Raw genomic sequence first — 17,605 nt, 5'->3', positions numbered from 1 at the left:
CCATCATACAGGATGACTATTCGCTCCCTTTGTTATAGCGGATCGTAATATCCTGCCGGACCCTATCTGTTGGCGGCACAGCATATTCCAGCTTCTGCCCATTCACAAAGATATCCGTATCAACAGTATTCCCGACAACTAATACCGCTTCCGCTTCATTGGAAAAATCAACTGTTTTTTCGCTCTCCGGTTTGCCTACAGCCAATATTCCCTGGAAGAAAGTCTTGCCACTGCCATTTTTTATACTTACCCAGGTTTCACCTTTGGAAACAACCTTCAGCTCAAATTTTTCCGCGTTATTTAAATCATAGGACGTATTCCGCCCTTCGGATTTCACCACTGCTATTTCCTGGGCAGGGGTCTCGGGCTCGTCGGGTTCTTCTTCCTGCTGACTGTCTTCTTCACCCGCATCTTTGCCTGCATCAGGCTGGTCGTCCTGTTCATCTTCTTTTTCTTTTGTATCGGGCTCGACAATTGAGGCTGGGGCCTTTGTATCGCCATCGGCCGAGCTGGAATCATTCCCGGCGTTTTGTTGGAAGAAGTAATAAATAAGCGCGGCCACTCCCAAAGCAACCACCCACATCAATATTTTCGGAAGGATCTCAAAAATTCTGGAACCTCCATCCGATAGCCCTTTCTTGGATTTCACACGTGAAAGCTGCTCAGGCAAATCCTGCTGGTATGGGGAAGGGATGTCCCCCTTGTATGTATCGAAAATCTCGTCCGCATTCAGGCCAATCGCTTCACAGTATTGCTTGATAAATGCACGGACGTAGAAGTCGCCGGGCATGCTGGAATATTTCCCTTCCTCAATGCCGGCAAGATATCGTTTCTGTATCTTGGTTGCTGCCTGGAGGTCATCAAGGCTCATGCCCTTTGCAAGCCGTTCCTCCTTCAATCGGTTTCCCAATTCAGTCAATTCAAACACCTTCCAACCTTATTAAAAATTGAATTCTCCAAAATCGGATGCAAACGGTTCGTTTTCCTTATCGACCACATCATAAGTAATTTCTTCGTCAGCATCATTACGGAGTTCAATGATATAGTCAAAATCCTCCATAGTGTATTCCGAATTCCGAATAAAAATATCCGGATGCTCAATTACCTTGACAGCGGGCAGGCGCATGATTTCCCGGACAAGCTGCCAGTGTTTTTCGTTTGCCCTTTTGGCCGAAACTATCCCGTCGATAATATAGATATTGTTTTCACCGTATTCGTCTACAAGCAGCTGGCTCCTGATTGTTTGTTTTAAAAGGGTTGAAGATAAAAATAGCCACCTTTTATTGGCGCAGACGCTTGCAGCCACAATCGATTCCGTCTTTCCAACCCGGGGCATGCCCCTGATCCCAATTAATTTGTGGCCTTCCTGCTTGTATAATTCGGCCATGAAATCAACGAGGACGCCAAGCTCATTCCTTATAAACCGGAAAGTCTTTTTGTCATCGGCGTCGCGCTGGATGTACCGTCCATGCCTGACAGCCAGCCGGTCCCTTAGCTTCGGTTCACGTATTTTGATTACCTTTATTGTATCCATTGTGTTCAAAATCGACTCAAGACGCTCGATCAAGTCATCGTTATCAGCGCGGATAAGCAAGCCGCGCCTGCCCTGGTCGACTCCGTTGATCGTTACAATATTGATGGAGAGCATGCCAAGAAGAGATGAGATATCGCCCAGCAAGCCAGGCCGGTTTTGTTTGATTTCATATTCAACGTACCATTCTTTCATTGCCATAGTTACCTCCTGGCCGAGCTTCTGACAAATTTCATCATATTATCTAAACCTATATTATATGATTTTGTTAGAAGATGAAAGGAAAAACAATATGATTGATGTTTCCACCATTCTTCCCGTAAAAAGAAAAAAAGAGAGGGTGTCCTCTCTTTTAGCGGGTACCGTTATTTTGGACAAGCTTGACCATCATGTTGGCAATGGCTTGCTGCTCATCCTTGTCAGCTACAGACCAAAGATCGGCAAGGATTCTCTCCTGCTCGTTTTTCGGTTCAACCTGATTTGCGAGATAATCGCCAATCTGATAGGCCAAATCCGAAACAACATCTTTGCTGACACCTTCGTCCTGGGCTTGGTGAAGCCTATCTGCGAGGAAGTCTTCCCACTGTTTCCAGTTATCGAGTACAGACATCGTATTCCCTCCTGTTTTCATAATACAACGTTAGTTTTCCGGAGGGAGGGTGAAAATATACCTGAATTTTTCAAGGCGTATCACGTATACCATCCTCCATTGACGGACAGGATGTGTCCCGTAATATACGATGCCTCACCAGAAAGCAGGAAGGCAGCCGCATTGGCGATTTCTTCAGGCCGGCCAAGCCTGCCCATCGGAATGTCCCCTGACAGAACCTCCAATTCTTCCGGGGCAAACCCCGAAAGCATGGCCGTCTCCACGGCACCCGGTGCAATCGCATTCACCCTGATCCCGCTCGGTGCAAGCTCTTTTCCCAACGCTTTAACAAACGTTATTTGCGCGCCTTTCGCGGCGGAATAAACCGTTTCACATGCTGCCCCTGTTTGTCCCCAAATGGATGAAATAAAGACGATGCCGCCCGTTCTCTTTTTTAAAAGTTCCGGGATTAACGCTTTCGTCAACAGGATCGGATTTAGGACATGGATATTGAAAAGGCCTGCCACCTCTTCATCCTCCATGTCCTGGAATAGCCCATATGCGGCTGTTCCGCCGCAATGCACAATCGCATTAACCCCAACCAGGCTTGGGAGCAATTCCTTGTACCCCCCCAGCTTTGAAAAATCAGCCCGGACAGGCACGTATTCCCCTCCATGCACTGAAAGCTTGGCTGACAGGCGTTCGACCGCTTCCTTATTCAAATTGTAATGTAGATATAAATTATAGCCACGTGCGGCCAGCTCGGCTGCGATTGCCTGGCCGATTCCGCCGCTCGCACCTGTGATCAATGCGAATTCCCGCATTTCCCCAACCCCAATCCAGTTAACCTGATTTCTCTAAAAAAGCGCCTGAATCGGCGCTTTCGTAATTTTAATATTTGTGAGGCTAATCGCCAAATGGCATCTGTGCTTTACCAGACAAAAGGGAGGATAAGCCCCTGTGCCATGCAGCAGGTTTCACTGCTTACCCTGCCTGAGTGCTTCCAGCAGGCACTACCTGGCATACTGAAAAACGGTCCTCCGAGAAAAGGTCCCTTGCTACGTTCCGGATGTCATCGACCGTGATTTTCTCCAACTCCGGCACGACAGAGAAAAGGTCCATTTCATTGAACGCATACCGAGTAAATTGGTTGGCGATGAATTCAGGCGAATTGACCGCCCTTAGGAACGAACCAATCCTTTTCCGTTTTGCCCGCTCAAGCTGCTCCTCGGATATGTTGCCATCCTTTGTTTGCTGAAGGATGGCCCTTAATGCGTCAGCCAGCCCATCAGGGTTTGCGGTATCGCCGCCAATCATCGCGAACCCGAATCCCTGCTCCTGAGTATAATCGAACGAGAACGTTTCATCAATTAGTCCGTCATCATAAAGGCGGATATAGTTTTCAGAACTTTTTCCGAAAAGGATATCTAGCAACAAATTAACCGACAATTCCTGAACTAGCATTTCCCTACCCTTTGTATCTGTATGCGCGGCCTTAAGCCCGACAAGGCATTTTGGCGTTTGGACGTTCATTTTCAGCACTTGTTTCGCCTTCGCGACGCCTGCCTGCTCCGTTTCAAACTTTCTTTCTACAGGAGGACGGTCCGTGAATTGTTTCCGGGCTTGGTTCTCCCTCACCTGGTCCATCATCTTTTCCGGTGAAACCGGACCGACAATGAACAGCAGCATATTCGCAGGATGGTAGAAAGTGTAGTAGCATTCATATAGCATATCTTTATCAATTTTTGCGATTGATTCAACCGTTCCCGCAATATCGATTTTAACAGGATGTGCATGGTACATGTTTTCAATTAGGCCGAAATAGAGGCGCCAGTCCGGATTGTCATCGTACATCGTGATTTCCTGGCCGATGATCCCCTTTTCCTTTTCAACCGTCTTTTCGGAAAAATACGGATCCTGGACGAAATCAACGAGCGTTTCAAGGTTTTCTTCCACTCTGGACGTACTTGAAAAAAGGTAGGCGGTCCTTGTAAAGGAAGTAAACGCGTTCGCGGACGCCCCCTGTTTGCTGAACTGCTGGAACACATCGCCGTCTTCCTTTTCAAACAGCTTATGCTCAAGGAAGTGGGCAATTCCATCCGGAACCTTGACGAATTCGTCCTTGCCATGGGGCTTGAATGTGTTGTCGATCGAACCGTATTTGGTTGTAAATGTGGCATACGTTTTGTTGAACCCTTGTTTCGGGAGGATATACACATCGAGCCCATTCGGCATTTTTTCGTAATAAAGTTCTTCGTTTAATTGGCCGAACTGGATTTTATCCATTATTGGCATCCTCCTTTCCTGTTAAAAAATAAATCGTATCAAGTTCGATTTTCTCACCAACTGCAACAATGTCGTCGCGGGTCGCTTCCTGCATTCCCTTGATCCAACTGTCAAAAGGAATGCTTTTTCCGGCAGCAACATTGTGGTAAAGAACTTCGACGATGCCCCTGTTCGTATCGATCGTTTCAAGAAGCTGGTTCACGATAACAGCCTTTGTTTGTTCCAGCTCATCATCCGTGAAATCGCCTTTTTTCATCGCTTCCATCTGTTCCTTGATGATCCCGACGGCCTGGTCGAAATTTTTCAGATCGATTCCCGACATGACGAGCATCAGGCCTTTATGGCTCTCAAGCCTGCTTGCTGCGTAATAAGCGAGACTTGCCTTCTCGCGAACGTTGATAAACAATTTTGAATGGGAAAAGCCACCGAAGATTCCGTTGAAAACCTGAAGCGCATGATAATCCGGATCTCCATAGAGGATATTTGTCCTGTAACCGATGTTCAGCTTGCCCTGCTTCACATCCTGCGCTTCCTTAATCACTTTTGGCTCCCCATTTCTCGAAAGAGGAGCGTTTGCCGGTGTTTTTGCTTCATGTTTATCAAAGTGAAAAAGTTCCCCGGCTATACCTTTCACCGTTTCTTCCTCGACATCGCCGACAATGTATATGTCCATTTCATCCCCGGAAAGGGCTGTGCGGTAATAGTCATACAGACGTTCAGGAGTAATCCCATCGATATCCTCAATGCGTCCATTCACGTTGAGCGCATAAGGTTCCCCCTTGAACATTTCCTCGATCAGCCTGAAGCTTGAATAGCGCATCTTGTCATCAAACGTTGACTGGATCCTTTGTTTCAGCGTCCGCTTTTCCTTTTCGACTGTAGCACGGTGAAATCCTTCCCCTTCAAGAAGAGGGTTAAGTATGATTTCCCTCAGTAGCTCCATTCCTTTTCTTAAAAGCGGAGTCTGGTCTGAAAGAAATTTTTCATTTGCAATTTCCATAAAAAACGTAATGATATGCGAGTTTCCTTTTTTAGCGAGATCCACACTTAAGACCGCCCCATACAGGTCATCCAGGTACGACCTAAGCAAAGTGGTCGTTGGGTATGCGGTCGAACTACTTTGCAGGACATGCGGGAGAAGGGCCCTTAGTGTGGCCGTTTCCTCACTTAAGGGCGCTTTCATTTTTAAAACAATCGCATTCGTTTTATATTTTTCCGTCTTTGTTACATGAAGGGTATATCCCTGCATGGAAAACGTTTGTTCAGGTAATAAGCTCATGTTTTAGGCCTCCTTTGGTAAAAGCAATAGGCAATAATATCCATATTTCTGCCATATTATTTTCCCCATGCCATTTACATTCTATTCTAACTATAATTTGTCAGGACTCGTTTTTACAACTTTACAGCTTATGTATGCAAGCATTAAAAAAGCCTCCCGGATGACCAGGAGGCTTAAGTGTTTCAGATGGAAACTGTTTTCAGGCATTTAAAACTGTTCTCCAAAAGACTACCGTTTCGCCGAGTCGAATGGTTCGCCGACCGCTTTTGGCGCCTGGGACGATTTGGAGAATACGACCAGTGCAATCAACGTTACGACGTAAGGGAAAATCTTCAGGATGATTGGCGGAATGACGGCCAGTTCCGGAATAACCTGCGAAACGTTCGCGATTGTACTAGCGAATCCAAAGAAGAACGTTGCGGCCAATACACCTAGCGGCCTCCACTGGCCAAAAATCAGGGAAGCTAGGGCAAGGAATCCAAGCCCGGATACTGTACCGGTGAATTCGCCTGCATACGTAAGGATGATGATCGCACCGCCCAATCCGGCAAAAGCTCCTGAAATCAGGACACCCGCGTACCGGATTCTCAGCACATTGATCCCCGCGGCCTCGGCAGCCTGCGGGAATTCACCGCAAGACCGTAAACGGAGACCGAATCTCGTTTTATACAAAATAAAGGTACTGACGAAAAGAATAAAAAGGATAAACCATGTCGTAGGATATGTTTTCGTAAAGAACAAATTACCTAAGACAGGGATTTCTGAAAGTACGGGAACCGATTTAGGAGAAAATCCTCTTACACCGATATTTCCGCTTCCGGTCATGTTTCTTGCAAGGAAAATCGTCAGCGCTGCTGCAATTAGATTAATAGCCACACCGCTAATGATTTGGTTCGCGCTCAAATTGATGCTCGCAAAAGCGTGCAGGGTGGCAAACAGGATGCCAGCCACCATCGCTGCGAAAAGCGCAGCCCAAAGAACCGCTGTATCATTCTTCCATATGTCGCTCAGGAAGTGGACAGTGATCGCGCTTGAAAAAGCACCAATGATCATCAAGCCCTCCAAACCAATATTGACAACACCGCTTCTTTCACTAAAAAGGCCGCCCAATGCAGTAATCAGAAGAGGAATTGTAAAAGCAATCGCATATGGAAATATTTGCTCTATGATGGTCCACATATTATGCTTCCCCCTTCTTTGCAGCCGGCACATCGTTCACATTGCCTTCGGAACCGCGCTTCCAGAATCTATTGACAAGGCGGTGGATCAGTACACTCGTTGCCGCGAAATAGATGATGATAGCAATGATGGTGTTAGCCAGTTCTGGAGGAATTTCCGTCATGGCATTCATAAAGCCTGTACCGGAATAAAGAATCCCAAACAGAATGGCAGAGAAAAACACGCCAAACGGAGTATTGTTCCCGAGCAATGCCACCGCAATGCCGTCAAAGCCCTGTGAAGGAAGGATTCCAATCTGGATGCTTGACGCGTTACCTGTATAAAGCGCTACACCGCCAAGGCCTGCAAGCGCTCCGGAAATCAACATGGATAGGATGATATTCCTGTTTACGCGCATCCCGGCGTATTCCGCTGCATGCCTGTTAAATCCAACTGCTTTTAGTTCAAACCCAAGCGTTGTTTTGTTAATAATGAAAGCGATAATGATGACACTGATAATACCAAGGAATATTCCGAAGTTGATATAGGAACCCTGGAACATATCCGTCAAAAACTCGACTTTCAAGGTAGCTTTTTCCGGCAATTTCTTCGATTCAGTTTCAAGGAATTCACCTTTAAAATAGCCAGGTACAACATAATAAACGGCCCAATAAGCAATCCAGTTCATCATGATTGTCGCGACGACTTCATGGACGTTGAATTTCGCTTTCAACAATCCGGGTAGAAACGCCCACAATGCGCCGCCCAGGATGCCAGCCGCAATCATTGCAAGCAGAAGGACCGGCCGTGAAAAATCAAAAGTCAGGCCAACCGCGGAGGCGCATAGGCCGCCAATCAGCATTTGCCCAGAAGCACCAATATTGAAAAGGCCTGTCCTGAATGCAAATGCTACTGAAAGACCAGTAAAAATAAGCGGTGTAGCGGTGGCAAGCGTGTCACCGATACGCTTGATGGTCATAAATGCTCCCTGCATCAAATACATATACCCTTCAATAGGGTTGCTGCCGATAAAGAGCATCAAAATCCCACCAGCAATGAGGCCGAGAACAATTGCAATTAAAGATACAATGGCATTTCTCATACGTTTCTCTCCTTGTCTACCCCAGCCATCATGAGCCCTACTTCGTTTTCATTCGTTTCGGATGCATTTACGACGCCGATTAACTCCCCATTGTTTATGGCGGCTATCCGGTCTGAGAGCTGGAGGACTTCATCAAGCTCGAGGGAAACGAGTAAAACGGCATTCCCCTTATCCCGATGCTCAATAAGCCGTTTATGGATATATTCAATTGAACCGACGTCCAGCCCCCTTGTCGGTTGGACCGCAATCAATAGCTTCGGATCCAGTTCAATTTCCCTTCCGATAATCGCTTTTTGCTGATTTCCGCCTGATAGTGTACGGGCTATCGACGCTGCGCCTTTTCCGGAACGGACATCGAAATTTTCAAGGATATTATTCGCATATTTTTTCATTTCCGGTTCATTTAATAAACCGTATTTTGCAAAAGGCTTCTTATTGAAAACTTCCAAAACCATATTGGATTCGAGGGTGTAGTCAAGCACGAGGCCGCGTTTCTGCCTGTCTTCCGGTATATGCCCGATCCCTTTTTCGATTCTATCCCTAATGGGAAGGGCAATGATTTCCTCGCCATTTAATTGGACTGATCCTGAATCCGCTTTCCTGAGTCCGGTAATGGCCTCAACAAGTTCTGTTTGGCCGTTCCCGTCAACCCCGGCTATCCCGACGATTTCCCCTGCGCGCACTTCAAGTGAGAAGTTTTTCAGCGCAAGCACTTTTCTGTTGTTTTTTACGGAAAGAGAATCTATCTTCAATACGACATCGCCTGGCGTACTATCTTTCTTATTCACTTTAAAGGATACATGGCGTCCGACCATCATTTCGGCAAGTTGTTCTGTGCTAGTCTCGGCCACGTCCACAGTACCAATCGATTTCCCTCTTCGAATTACCGTGCATCGATCCGCCACGGCTTTAATTTCTTTAAGTTTATGGGTGATGATAATGATTGATTTGCCCTCATTTATCAGATTGCGCATAATTTTCATAAGTTCATCGATTTCACTCGGAGTCAATACCGCTGTCGGTTCATCAAAAATCAGGACTTCCGCTTCCCTGTAGAGCATTTTAAGAATTTCAACCCTTTGCTGCATTCCAACAGAGATGTCTTCAATTTTCGCATGGGGATCCACATTAAGGCCGTATGATCTTGATAACTCTTCAATTCTCCTAGCCGCACCGTCAATATCAAGGACAAGGTAATTTAATGGCTCGCTCCCAAGAATGATATTTTCGGTAACTGTAAAATTTTCCACCAGCTTAAAATGCTGATGCACCATCCCGATTCCAAGCCTTGTCGCGACGTTTGGATTTGTGATGCGAACTTCTTCGCCTCGAACTTTGATTACTCCCTTTTCCGGCTGGTACATCCCGAAAAGGACGCCCATCAGGGTTGATTTTCCCGCGCCATTTTCACCGAGGAGAGCGTGTATTTCCCCCTTTTTTAAAGACAGGGAGATATTATCGTTGGCAACAATACCCGGGAATTCCTTCCGGATATTAAGCATTTCAACTACATAATTCATCGTTACACTCACCTTTGCCATTTACTGTTTCCTTCATGTTAAAAGGAAAAACCCGTTTTCCGGATCAAAAAACCTTCCTCGGGCCTGGTAGTTTGCAAGAGTACTATATTTCAAGTCCAATATACAAAAGAGACGGGAAAAGAACCGTCTCATTTTGTATACACGTTTATTACTTGAAGAGATCGCCTTGTTCACTCTTTACTTGGATTTCTCCGCTCTTAACTTTTTCGTATACCTCTTTAACCTTGCTGGATGTATCATCGCTCAAGTTAGGGTTTTCAGCAGGAATGCCGACGCCATCATTTTTAGCATCAAACATGAGGGTCTTGCCGCCCTGGAATTTGCCGTCAAGTTCGTCCTTAATCATGTCAAATGCCGATTGGTCAATATTCTTCACGGCAGAAGTAAGGATAACTGACTTGTCCCCATCATATTTACCGTCTTCGTACTGGTCTACGTCAACTCCGACGATCCATACATTTTTACCGTCTTTAACACGGTTGATTGCTTCCTTGATTGCGCCTACGCCAACACCGCCTGCAGCTGCGTGAATGACATTAACTCCGCGGTCGAACATGGAGGCTGCAATCTGGCCGCCTGCAGCAACGTTGTCAAATGAGCCTTGATAAATGAAGTTTTCTTTCTTCATGCCAATCTTTGTTTCGAAGTTTTCATTGGCGTATTTAATACCCTGTTGGAAGCCCCAGTTAAACTTCTGGACTGGAGGGATTTCCATTCCGCCGATGAAGCCTGCTTCTCCTTCTTTCAGTTCAAGGGCAGTAGCTACCCCTGCCAAGAAACCTGCTTGGTGTTCTGCAAAGAAAATAGAAACGGTATTTTCCTTCACAACTGGATTGAAATCGCCGCTGTGAGGATTTCCATCGATAATGACAAATTTTGCATCCTTATAGTTGTCCTGCGCCTTGAACACAGCAGTTTCGAACTTAAAACCAGGTGTTACGATGAATTTGTAGCCAGCATCGTAAAGGTTGCCGATTTCTTTCAGGTAATCAGCTTCAGTAGTACCGGATGGCTTCAGATATTTGGTCTTAACGCCAAGCTCGCCCTCCGCTTTTTTAATACCTTCCCAAGTACCCTGGTTGAACGATTTATCATCGATTGTACCCGCGTCAGTAACCATACCTACTTTAAGGTCATTCTTCTTTTGGTCGTCTCCACCTTTACTAGAAGAAGCATCTTCTTTACCGCCACATGCTGACAAAAGCATCCCCGCAGACAAAAGCAGCGACATGAACAAACCTAATTTGCGCTTTTTCAAGGCATTGTCCCCCTAAAAATTGTTGTTTGATTTAGTAGAAATGTTTTTCGCGGCAGGAACGTCCAGCAAGGCTATACCCTCTTTCTAAGAACCTTGAAGCTGAATTTATCCGCTTTGAAATAGTTTACCGAGTAAAGGATTGGTTCATCGGCTTCATCGAAGTGCATTTGTTTTAGCACCAATAAAGCCGTTTCCGGATCGCATTCGAGGATAGGCGAAATTTTATCGTGATAGCCAAGTGGTTCAATTTGGGCTACCGCGTATGTAATTCTCCGCCCGGTTTGGTTTTCTAAAATGGAAAGGAGCGATTCTTCCTGATGGGATAAAGCCTCTGGCAGTATGCGTACAGGCATCTTGTCTATGCAATAGACAACGGGCTCCCCATTGGCGGTCCTTACCCTTTCGGTCACAACGATTGCTTCTTCCTCTTCCAGCGAGAACCGGCGAATGTCCTCCTCTGCCGGCAATTGTGTTGATGAACTCAGAAAAATGGTGCCCGGCTTCATGCCTGCCTGTAAAATCATATTCGTCACACTGCTAAGCTGCTCGATTCCGGAAGTAAACAAAGGCTTTGCGTTAACAAACGTACCGACCCCATGCCGGCGAATGATAACGTTTTCTTCTTCAAGTATGCGAAGCGCTTCCCGAAGAGTCGCCCTGCTCACCCCAAGTTGTTTTGCAAGATCGAATTCCGAAGGCAGCTTCTCTCTTTCTTTATAAACGCCCTCTTCAATATTCTGCTTCAACCGATCGATCACCTGCAAATACAAATGACGGTTATCCGACTTAATAGACATGTGCATCCTCCAGGCTTTGCTGAGACATCAGACATCTGATGTTTAATCATTCCTACTAATCGACAATACTATAACATTTTTCCAGTCATAAATAAATAGAATAAAGATTTTTTTGGAAAACAAAAATCGTCGAATCTCGTAATTTTTTGTTGACATTTTGGCTGTTTTTTTGTAGAGATCCTTATGGATTAACCCATTAAAACACCCCACTTTCCAATTCGGCTATATCCTGTTGAAAGGATATAGTATGTCATATTGATAGAAAATAACCTTTAAGGCATTCATGTAAACTTGTTTTTTAAGGTTGATGTTTCCTGTCCTGTGAGGAGTCAAAAGAAATACTTTTTAATCGGGGGTTGCATGACATTTAAACTGGATTTCCGCTCCGGATTGACATTGATTCCGGATTCCGACCAACAAATTTTACAAAAAAAAAAGAAGCCGGCATTGCCAGCTTCCTGAATCGAATTCAAATAAATAATTAATGGCCGGCTTCTTCCGGCTGCTTTGAAATAAGTACCGCCCTCGGTTTGCTTCCCTCGTAAGGGCCGACAACACCGCGCGCTTCCATTTCGTCAATCAGCCTCGCCGCCCTTGTGTAGCCAATCCTGAACCTACGCTGCAGCATGGAAACTGATGCCGTCTGCATCTCGATAATAAGGTCGACCGCTTCCTCGTAAAGCTCATCATCGACTTCACCTTCGACTTCCTGAACATCATCAGGAATCATTTCTTCCTGGTACTGGGCTTTTTGCTGGGAGATGACAAATTCAACTGTATCTTCTACTTCATCGTCCGATAAAAATGCACCCTGTACCCTGATTGGCTTTGTTGCGCCGACAGGCAGGAATAGCATGTCGCCACGGCCGAGCAGCTTCTCAGCTCCGCCCATATCAAGGATGGTCCGAGAATCCGTCTGGGACGATACTGCAAAGGCGATCCGCGATGGGATATTGGCTTTGATTACCCCTGTAATGACATCCACGGAAGGACGCTGGGTGGCGATAATTAAATGGATACCCGCAGCCCTGGCCATTTGCGCAAGCCTGGTAATCGAATCCTCAACATCCGAAGATGCGACCATCATCAAATCCGCAAGCTCGTCAACAATGACGACGATATATGGGAGCAACGGCTGCTTATCCTCTTCCTCCGCGTTATGTCGCCTAATATGTTCATTATATCCTTCGATATTCCTTGTTCCTGTAAATGAAAAGAGCTCGTAACGCCTTTCCATCTCATTGACGACCTTTTTAAGTGCTTGGGATGCTTTTTTCGCATCGGTCACAACAGGCGCGAGCAAATGGGGAATACCATTATACACATTGAGCTCGACCATCTTTGGATCGATCATCATCAGCTTTACTTCATGCGGCTTTGCCCTCATTAAAATGCTTGTAATGATGCCGTTGATGCACACACTTTTCCCGCTTCCAGTCGCCCCAGCGACCAATAGGTGCGGCATCTTGTTCAATTCGGCGAGAACCGCTTCTCCGGTAATATCACGGCCGAGCCCAATCAAAAGCTTTGAATCCGGACGGTCGTTTTGAGTCGCCTCCAGTACCTCCCGTAAAGAAACCATTGCTACCTCGGAATTGGGAACCTCGATCCCAATTGCAGACTTTCCAGGGATCGGCGCTTCAATCCGGATATCCTTGGCGGCAAGGGCAAGGGCGAGGTCATCATTCAGGCTGACAATCTTACTTACCTTTACACCAACATCCGGATGAACCTCGTATTTTGTCACGGCCGGTCCAAGGTGCACCTGGGTTACCCTCGCCTTTACTCCGAAGCTGTGGAACGTTCGCTCAAGTTTCGCGGCATTGGCGTGAATCAATTCATATTCCCCGCTTTGGTCCGCCTTTTTCGGAGCTTTTAATAATGAAAGAGGCGGCAGCTCATACGATGTATTTTCAAGTTCCACAAAGGTGATTGGGGGAGCGATTTCCTCTTCCTCCAACTCCTTTTCCGCTGGTTCAGGCTGGCGCTTTTTAGTGCGTTCCTGCGCGCCGCCATTTCCATATGCCTTGTCAATAAAACTTGAAATGATAGGTTCCGTTACCGACGGCTCTTCCATTATCCCAGCAGCGGATCCATCGATAATCTCGGTTGGGGCAGCCACCGGTTTTTCCGCAGGCTTTTTTTCCTTTCCGGTCTTTTCCCGTTTCTGCTTTTCTTTCTGTTTTTGCCTTTTTCCCTTCCATTCTGACAAATCAGCTTTGAACGCCTCAAGCTGACTTCTGAAGCCTGAACCGATTAACGAGAAAATTTTACCAAGCGCTTCACCAAAAGTCTTACCGGTAAGCAGGATTAGGCCGCTCACAATCAATAACCCCGCAATGATTTTTGTGCCTGTCGTTGCGAACAGGTAATGGAACATCGCGTACAGGACTGCGCCAACCATACCGCCGCCAAGGTCCTCGGAAGACGGCTCACCCTTTACTTCATCCCAAAAAAATCCCCAAGTGTTGGCTATCACACTTGGATTCTCAACCTGTCCATTCTTTACCAGTGAGGAGAATAGGGTAATATGGCTAAGGATCAGCAAAGCCGCCAATATAAGGTAAGCCCCTGTTAGCCTTGAATGGAAAAGAAAAGGAAATTCCCTCTTCCACATCATGATGATGCTTAACACGAACATCCCTATTAGCCCTGCCATTGCCCATTCCCCGAGCCAAAGCCGGAAAAACAGGGAAACCCCATTTCCCACAGCCCCTAGCTCAGCCATTGAAATAATGGATAGAGCGAGCATGATCAGGCCAGCCAGCTCGAATTTAAGTGTTGTTTTTAATTGATTATCCCTGTTCCGGGTTTGCCTTCGTTTTTTCTTGGCCATTCCGATCACCTTTATGTATAAGTCTGCAGCAAGGGACCGCCAAATAGAACAAGCAGCCATCCGGCTGCTTCATTCAGTATGGCAGTTCCGCCTTTTGGATATGAATCCAAAAATGCCATTTTCCTAAACCGTAATCCGATTATAACATAAAGGGCGGCTGGATTGGACAAGACCTTCAACCTACATTGAAATTTTCGAACCCGGCAGCCATCTTGAGTCCATGAAATGGGCGGGATCGGTGCTTAGCAGCCTGACAATCTGGAAGGAGTCCCCCGAAGGTTCGACTTCAATGGCAACGCCTTCCCTGAAGATAATTTTTCTACCTGTCAGCCCCGCTTCCTGCTCATGTTGAAATATAAGTTCTTGGGGCATCATTGTATAAAGGATCATTGAATCAACCCTTCCTTCTCCGCTTTCCGCAAGTCAATCAATTCATTCAGTTTCTTCATTGCGGGGCCAAGCCCGCCCACTTCATCAATGAGACCATACTCGACCGCATCCACCCCAATTACATTCGTCCCGATATCGCGAGTCAAGTTTCCTTTTGCAAACATCAATTCTTTAAACGTTTCCTCCGGAATATTGGAATGGCTTGTCACAAATCGGACGACCCGCTCTTGCATTTTATCAAGGTATTCAAAGGTTTGGGGAACGCCGATGACAAGCCCTGTCAGCCGGATTGGGTGAATCGTCATTGTGGCTGTTTCGGCAATGAAGCTGTAGTCGCAAGAAACGGCAATCGGAACCCCGATCGAATGCCCTCCCCCGAGGACAATGGATACGGTAGGTTTTGAAAGCGATCCTAGCATTTCGGAAATGGCAAGGCCAGCTTCCACATCCCCGCCGACCGTGTTAAGGATAACAAGCAGCCCTTCAATTTTGGGATTTTGCTCAATTGCGACAAGCTGTGGAATAATGTGTTCATATTTCGTTGTTTTATTTTGCGGCGGCAAGGTAAGATGCCCTTCAATTTGCCCAACGATCGTCATGCAGTGAATTCGTGAATCATTTGAGAGCTGTGGTACATTGGTTGCCCCAAGCTGTTGGATTTTCTCAATCAGCGCGGAACTTGGTTTCTCTTCGGTTTCCGGGCTCGGCGCCTCCCCCTTGTCGCCCATCCGCCCTGACGGAAGTAAGTGGTCCATTCAAACTGTCTCCCTTCGGATCATATATGGTTAGTATTGAACCGCCTTGGCAAAATCATGCCTTTTCGTTTTTTACCTTACTGTTAACAGCGGTAAAATTCCCGCTCACTGAAGGTTTATTTTACGCAAATTTGGAGATTATGAAGGGCCGCACGATTTTCCGAAAAAAAAAGCACCGGCATTGCCGGCGCTTTAAATTAGGCTTCCATAATGATCGGGAGGATCATCGGGCGCCTTTTTGTTCTTTCAAATAAATATTTGTTTAGGTCATCCCTGATTTCCTGTTTTAGGCTGGTCCAATCAAAGAAATCGCGGGAAATGTTTTTCTCAACGATATCCTTGACCAGCTTGCCGGAGTCCTCCATCAGCTTTTCTGATTCCCTGACATAGACGAAGCCCCGTGAAATGATTTCAGGCCCTGCAAGGATTTTCCTCTCTTTTCTTGAAAGAGTGACGACTACTATCAATGTGCCATCCTGGGATAGGAGCCTGCGGTCTCGGAGGACAATATTGCCGACATCGCCGACGCCAATTCCATCGATCAGGATGTTCCCAGATGGAACCTTACCACCCGGCACGAACTTCCCTTCCTTGATTTCGACTACTTCCCCGTTATCGGGAATGTAAATTTGTTCCCTGGAAAGTCCGCATTCCCTGGCGATTTTTTCATGTGCCTTCAGCATCCGGTATTCTCCGTGTACCGGAATGAACAGCCGCGGCTTCATCAAATTGATCATAAATTTCAATTCTTCCTGGCTGCCATGGCTTGAAACATGGATCATTTTTTTGTTTGAAACGACATTTGCGCCCGCGCGCAACAACATATCCACCGTCTTTGCCAGGAAAAGCTCGCTTCCCCTTAACGTAGAGGCGGCGATCATGACAGTGTCGCCTTCCTTAATGTTGACAAGCCTATGAGACTTGCGCGCCATCTTTTGCAGCCCCTCGATTGGTTCTCCCTGGGACCCTGTCATGAGGATGACGATTTCCCTGTCTGGAAGGTTCCCGATTTCGGCAGCTGGGACAATCAGCCCTTCCGCAATTTCAAGATAACCTAGTTCAACGGCGATATGGTAAATCCGTTCAAGGCTCTTCCCGACAACAGCGACCTTCCTCCCTGTTTCATGCGCCGAATCAAAGACATGCTGGATGCGGTTGATATCCGAAGCGAAGCATGCCGCGATAATCCTCCCAGGCGCGGTATAGAAGGTGTCGCACATTTCCCTGGCGACAATCGCTTCGGAAGTTGTATAGCCGGGCTTTTCCGCCTCCGTGCTGTCGGAAAGAAGGCACAGAACCCCTTTTTCGCCAATCGCAGCCATTTTGCCGATTTCGGGCTTGTACAACTCCGTCGCGCCCTGGTCGAACTTGAAGTCGCCTGTATAGACGATTGCCCCTTCGGACGTGTTAATGCAAATGCCAACCGAGCCAGGGATGCTATGGTTTGTTTTGAAAAATGAGACGGTTACGTTCCCAATCTCAACGATTGAATCCGAGTTGATTTCGATAAAATCCGTTTTACCTTTGAATTCCTGTTCCTTCAGCTTCGCCCAGGCGAGTGCCAGCGTCAGCTCCGTCCCGTAAACAGGAACCTTAAGTTGCCTCAGGATGTAGGATAAGGCACCAATATGGTCCTCATGGCCATGGGAAAGAAAAACCGCCTTGACCCTTTCCTTGTTTTCGAGCAGGTAGGTAATATCGGGAATGACAACATCAATGCCGAGCATTTCATCCTCGGGGAACATTAAGCCGGCATCGATGACGAAGATATCCCTGTCCACCTCGACCAGGAACATGTTCTTCCCGATTTCTCCTACGCCGCCAAGAGCGACGATCCTGATATTCTTATTTTTTTTCTTTGCCAATTTCTGTTTCCTCCTATGGTGATTTAGGCCGATCGAGATCAGTTACAATCATTATACTTTAATGCGGAAAATCTTTACAACCTTATTCCCCTCCCGCGCGCCAAAAGCGAAAAACCTTCCGGGTACGGCAGATTCATTTCTTAAAATGTTCGTCTATAAAGGTTAAAAAACTTCTTATACCACCAATATGAAATATAAGTTCATTGAATCAAAAGGCA

General features: G+C 46.5%; 15 protein-coding genes. All 15 read right to left on the bottom strand.

From position 1 onward, the window contains the following. Positions 1-16: 16 nt before the first annotated feature. Complete coding sequence (locus tag V1499_RS09610; protein WP_409275752.1) at positions 17-928, bottom strand: helix-turn-helix domain-containing protein; 912 nt, start codon at positions 926-928, stop codon at positions 17-19. Positions 929-940: 12 nt separating this feature from the next. Further along, on the bottom strand, positions 941-1,732 hold the full coding sequence (locus tag V1499_RS09605; RefSeq protein WP_409275750.1) for a DUF3388 domain-containing protein: 792 nt from the start codon (positions 1,730-1,732) through the stop codon (positions 941-943). A gap of 151 nt (positions 1,733-1,883) precedes the next feature. After that, positions 1,884-2,141 (bottom strand): DUF3243 domain-containing protein, encoded by a 258-nt coding sequence (locus tag V1499_RS09600; protein ID WP_053599944.1) that lies wholly within the window; start codon positions 2,139-2,141, stop codon positions 1,884-1,886. A gap of 80 nt (positions 2,142-2,221) precedes the next feature. Next, complete coding sequence (gene ymfI, locus V1499_RS09595) at positions 2,222-2,944, bottom strand: elongation factor P 5-aminopentanone reductase (RefSeq protein WP_409275748.1); 723 nt, start codon at positions 2,942-2,944, stop codon at positions 2,222-2,224. 160 nt (positions 2,945-3,104) lie between these two features. Further along, on the bottom strand, positions 3,105-4,406 hold the full coding sequence (yfmH, locus tag V1499_RS09590; protein ID WP_409275746.1) for an EF-P 5-aminopentanol modification-associated protein YfmH: 1,302 nt from the start codon (positions 4,404-4,406) through the stop codon (positions 3,105-3,107). Further along, complete coding sequence (gene yfmF / locus V1499_RS09585) at positions 4,399-5,685, bottom strand: EF-P 5-aminopentanol modification-associated protein YfmF (protein WP_409275744.1); 1,287 nt, start codon at positions 5,683-5,685, stop codon at positions 4,399-4,401. Before yfmF ends, yfmH begins: the two co-directional genes overlap by 8 nt. Before the next feature lie 228 nt (positions 5,686-5,913). After that, complete coding sequence (locus V1499_RS09580; RefSeq protein ID WP_409275742.1) at positions 5,914-6,864, bottom strand: ABC transporter permease; 951 nt, start codon at positions 6,862-6,864, stop codon at positions 5,914-5,916. Between the two features lies 1 nt (position 6,865). Further along, positions 6,866-7,945 carry an ABC transporter permease gene (locus tag V1499_RS09575; RefSeq protein ID WP_409275740.1) on the bottom strand — a complete coding sequence of 360 codons (1,080 nt, stop codon included), beginning with the start codon at positions 7,943-7,945 and terminating at the stop codon, positions 6,866-6,868. Beyond that, a complete protein-coding gene (locus V1499_RS09570) occupies positions 7,942-9,465 on the bottom strand; it encodes an ABC transporter ATP-binding protein (protein WP_409275738.1) in 1,524 nt (507 codons plus the stop codon). Before V1499_RS09570 ends, V1499_RS09575 begins: the two co-directional genes overlap by 4 nt. 169 nt (positions 9,466-9,634) lie before the next feature. Then, the gene (locus V1499_RS09565) at positions 9,635-10,744 is read right to left on the bottom strand and encodes a BMP family protein (RefSeq protein ID WP_409275736.1); all 1,110 of its coding nucleotides are present in this window, start codon (positions 10,742-10,744) and stop codon (positions 9,635-9,637) included. Positions 10,745-10,815: 71 nt separating this feature from the next. After that, on the bottom strand, positions 10,816-11,541 hold the full coding sequence (locus V1499_RS09560; RefSeq protein WP_409275735.1) for a GntR family transcriptional regulator: 726 nt from the start codon (positions 11,539-11,541) through the stop codon (positions 10,816-10,818). A 481-nt stretch (positions 11,542-12,022) separates the two neighbouring features. Beyond that, positions 12,023-14,377: a DNA translocase FtsK gene (locus V1499_RS09555; RefSeq protein WP_409275733.1), complete on the bottom strand. Its 2,355-nt coding sequence runs from the start codon at positions 14,375-14,377 to the stop codon at positions 12,023-12,025. A 180-nt stretch (positions 14,378-14,557) separates the two neighbouring features. Continuing rightward, the gene (locus V1499_RS09550) at positions 14,558-14,767 is read right to left on the bottom strand and encodes a YlzJ-like family protein (protein ID WP_409275732.1); all 210 of its coding nucleotides are present in this window, start codon (positions 14,765-14,767) and stop codon (positions 14,558-14,560) included. Next, complete coding sequence (locus V1499_RS09545; RefSeq protein WP_409276268.1) at positions 14,764-15,495, bottom strand: ClpP family protease; 732 nt, start codon at positions 15,493-15,495, stop codon at positions 14,764-14,766. The genes V1499_RS09550 and V1499_RS09545 overlap by 4 nt, the downstream gene beginning before the upstream one ends. A gap of 224 nt (positions 15,496-15,719) precedes the next feature. Beyond that, on the bottom strand, positions 15,720-17,387 hold the full coding sequence (locus tag V1499_RS09540) for a ribonuclease J (RefSeq protein WP_409275730.1): 1,668 nt from the start codon (positions 17,385-17,387) through the stop codon (positions 15,720-15,722). Between the last annotated feature and the right edge of the window lie 218 nt (positions 17,388-17,605).

The sequence above is a fragment of the Neobacillus oceani genome, assembly GCF_046237595.1.
In the GTDB taxonomy this organism is placed as follows: domain Bacteria; phylum Bacillota; class Bacilli; order Bacillales; family Cytobacillaceae; genus Bacillus_D; species Bacillus_D oceani.
Note: the sequence above shows the minus strand (reverse complement) of the source record. Positions and strands in the feature narration are given on the sequence as shown.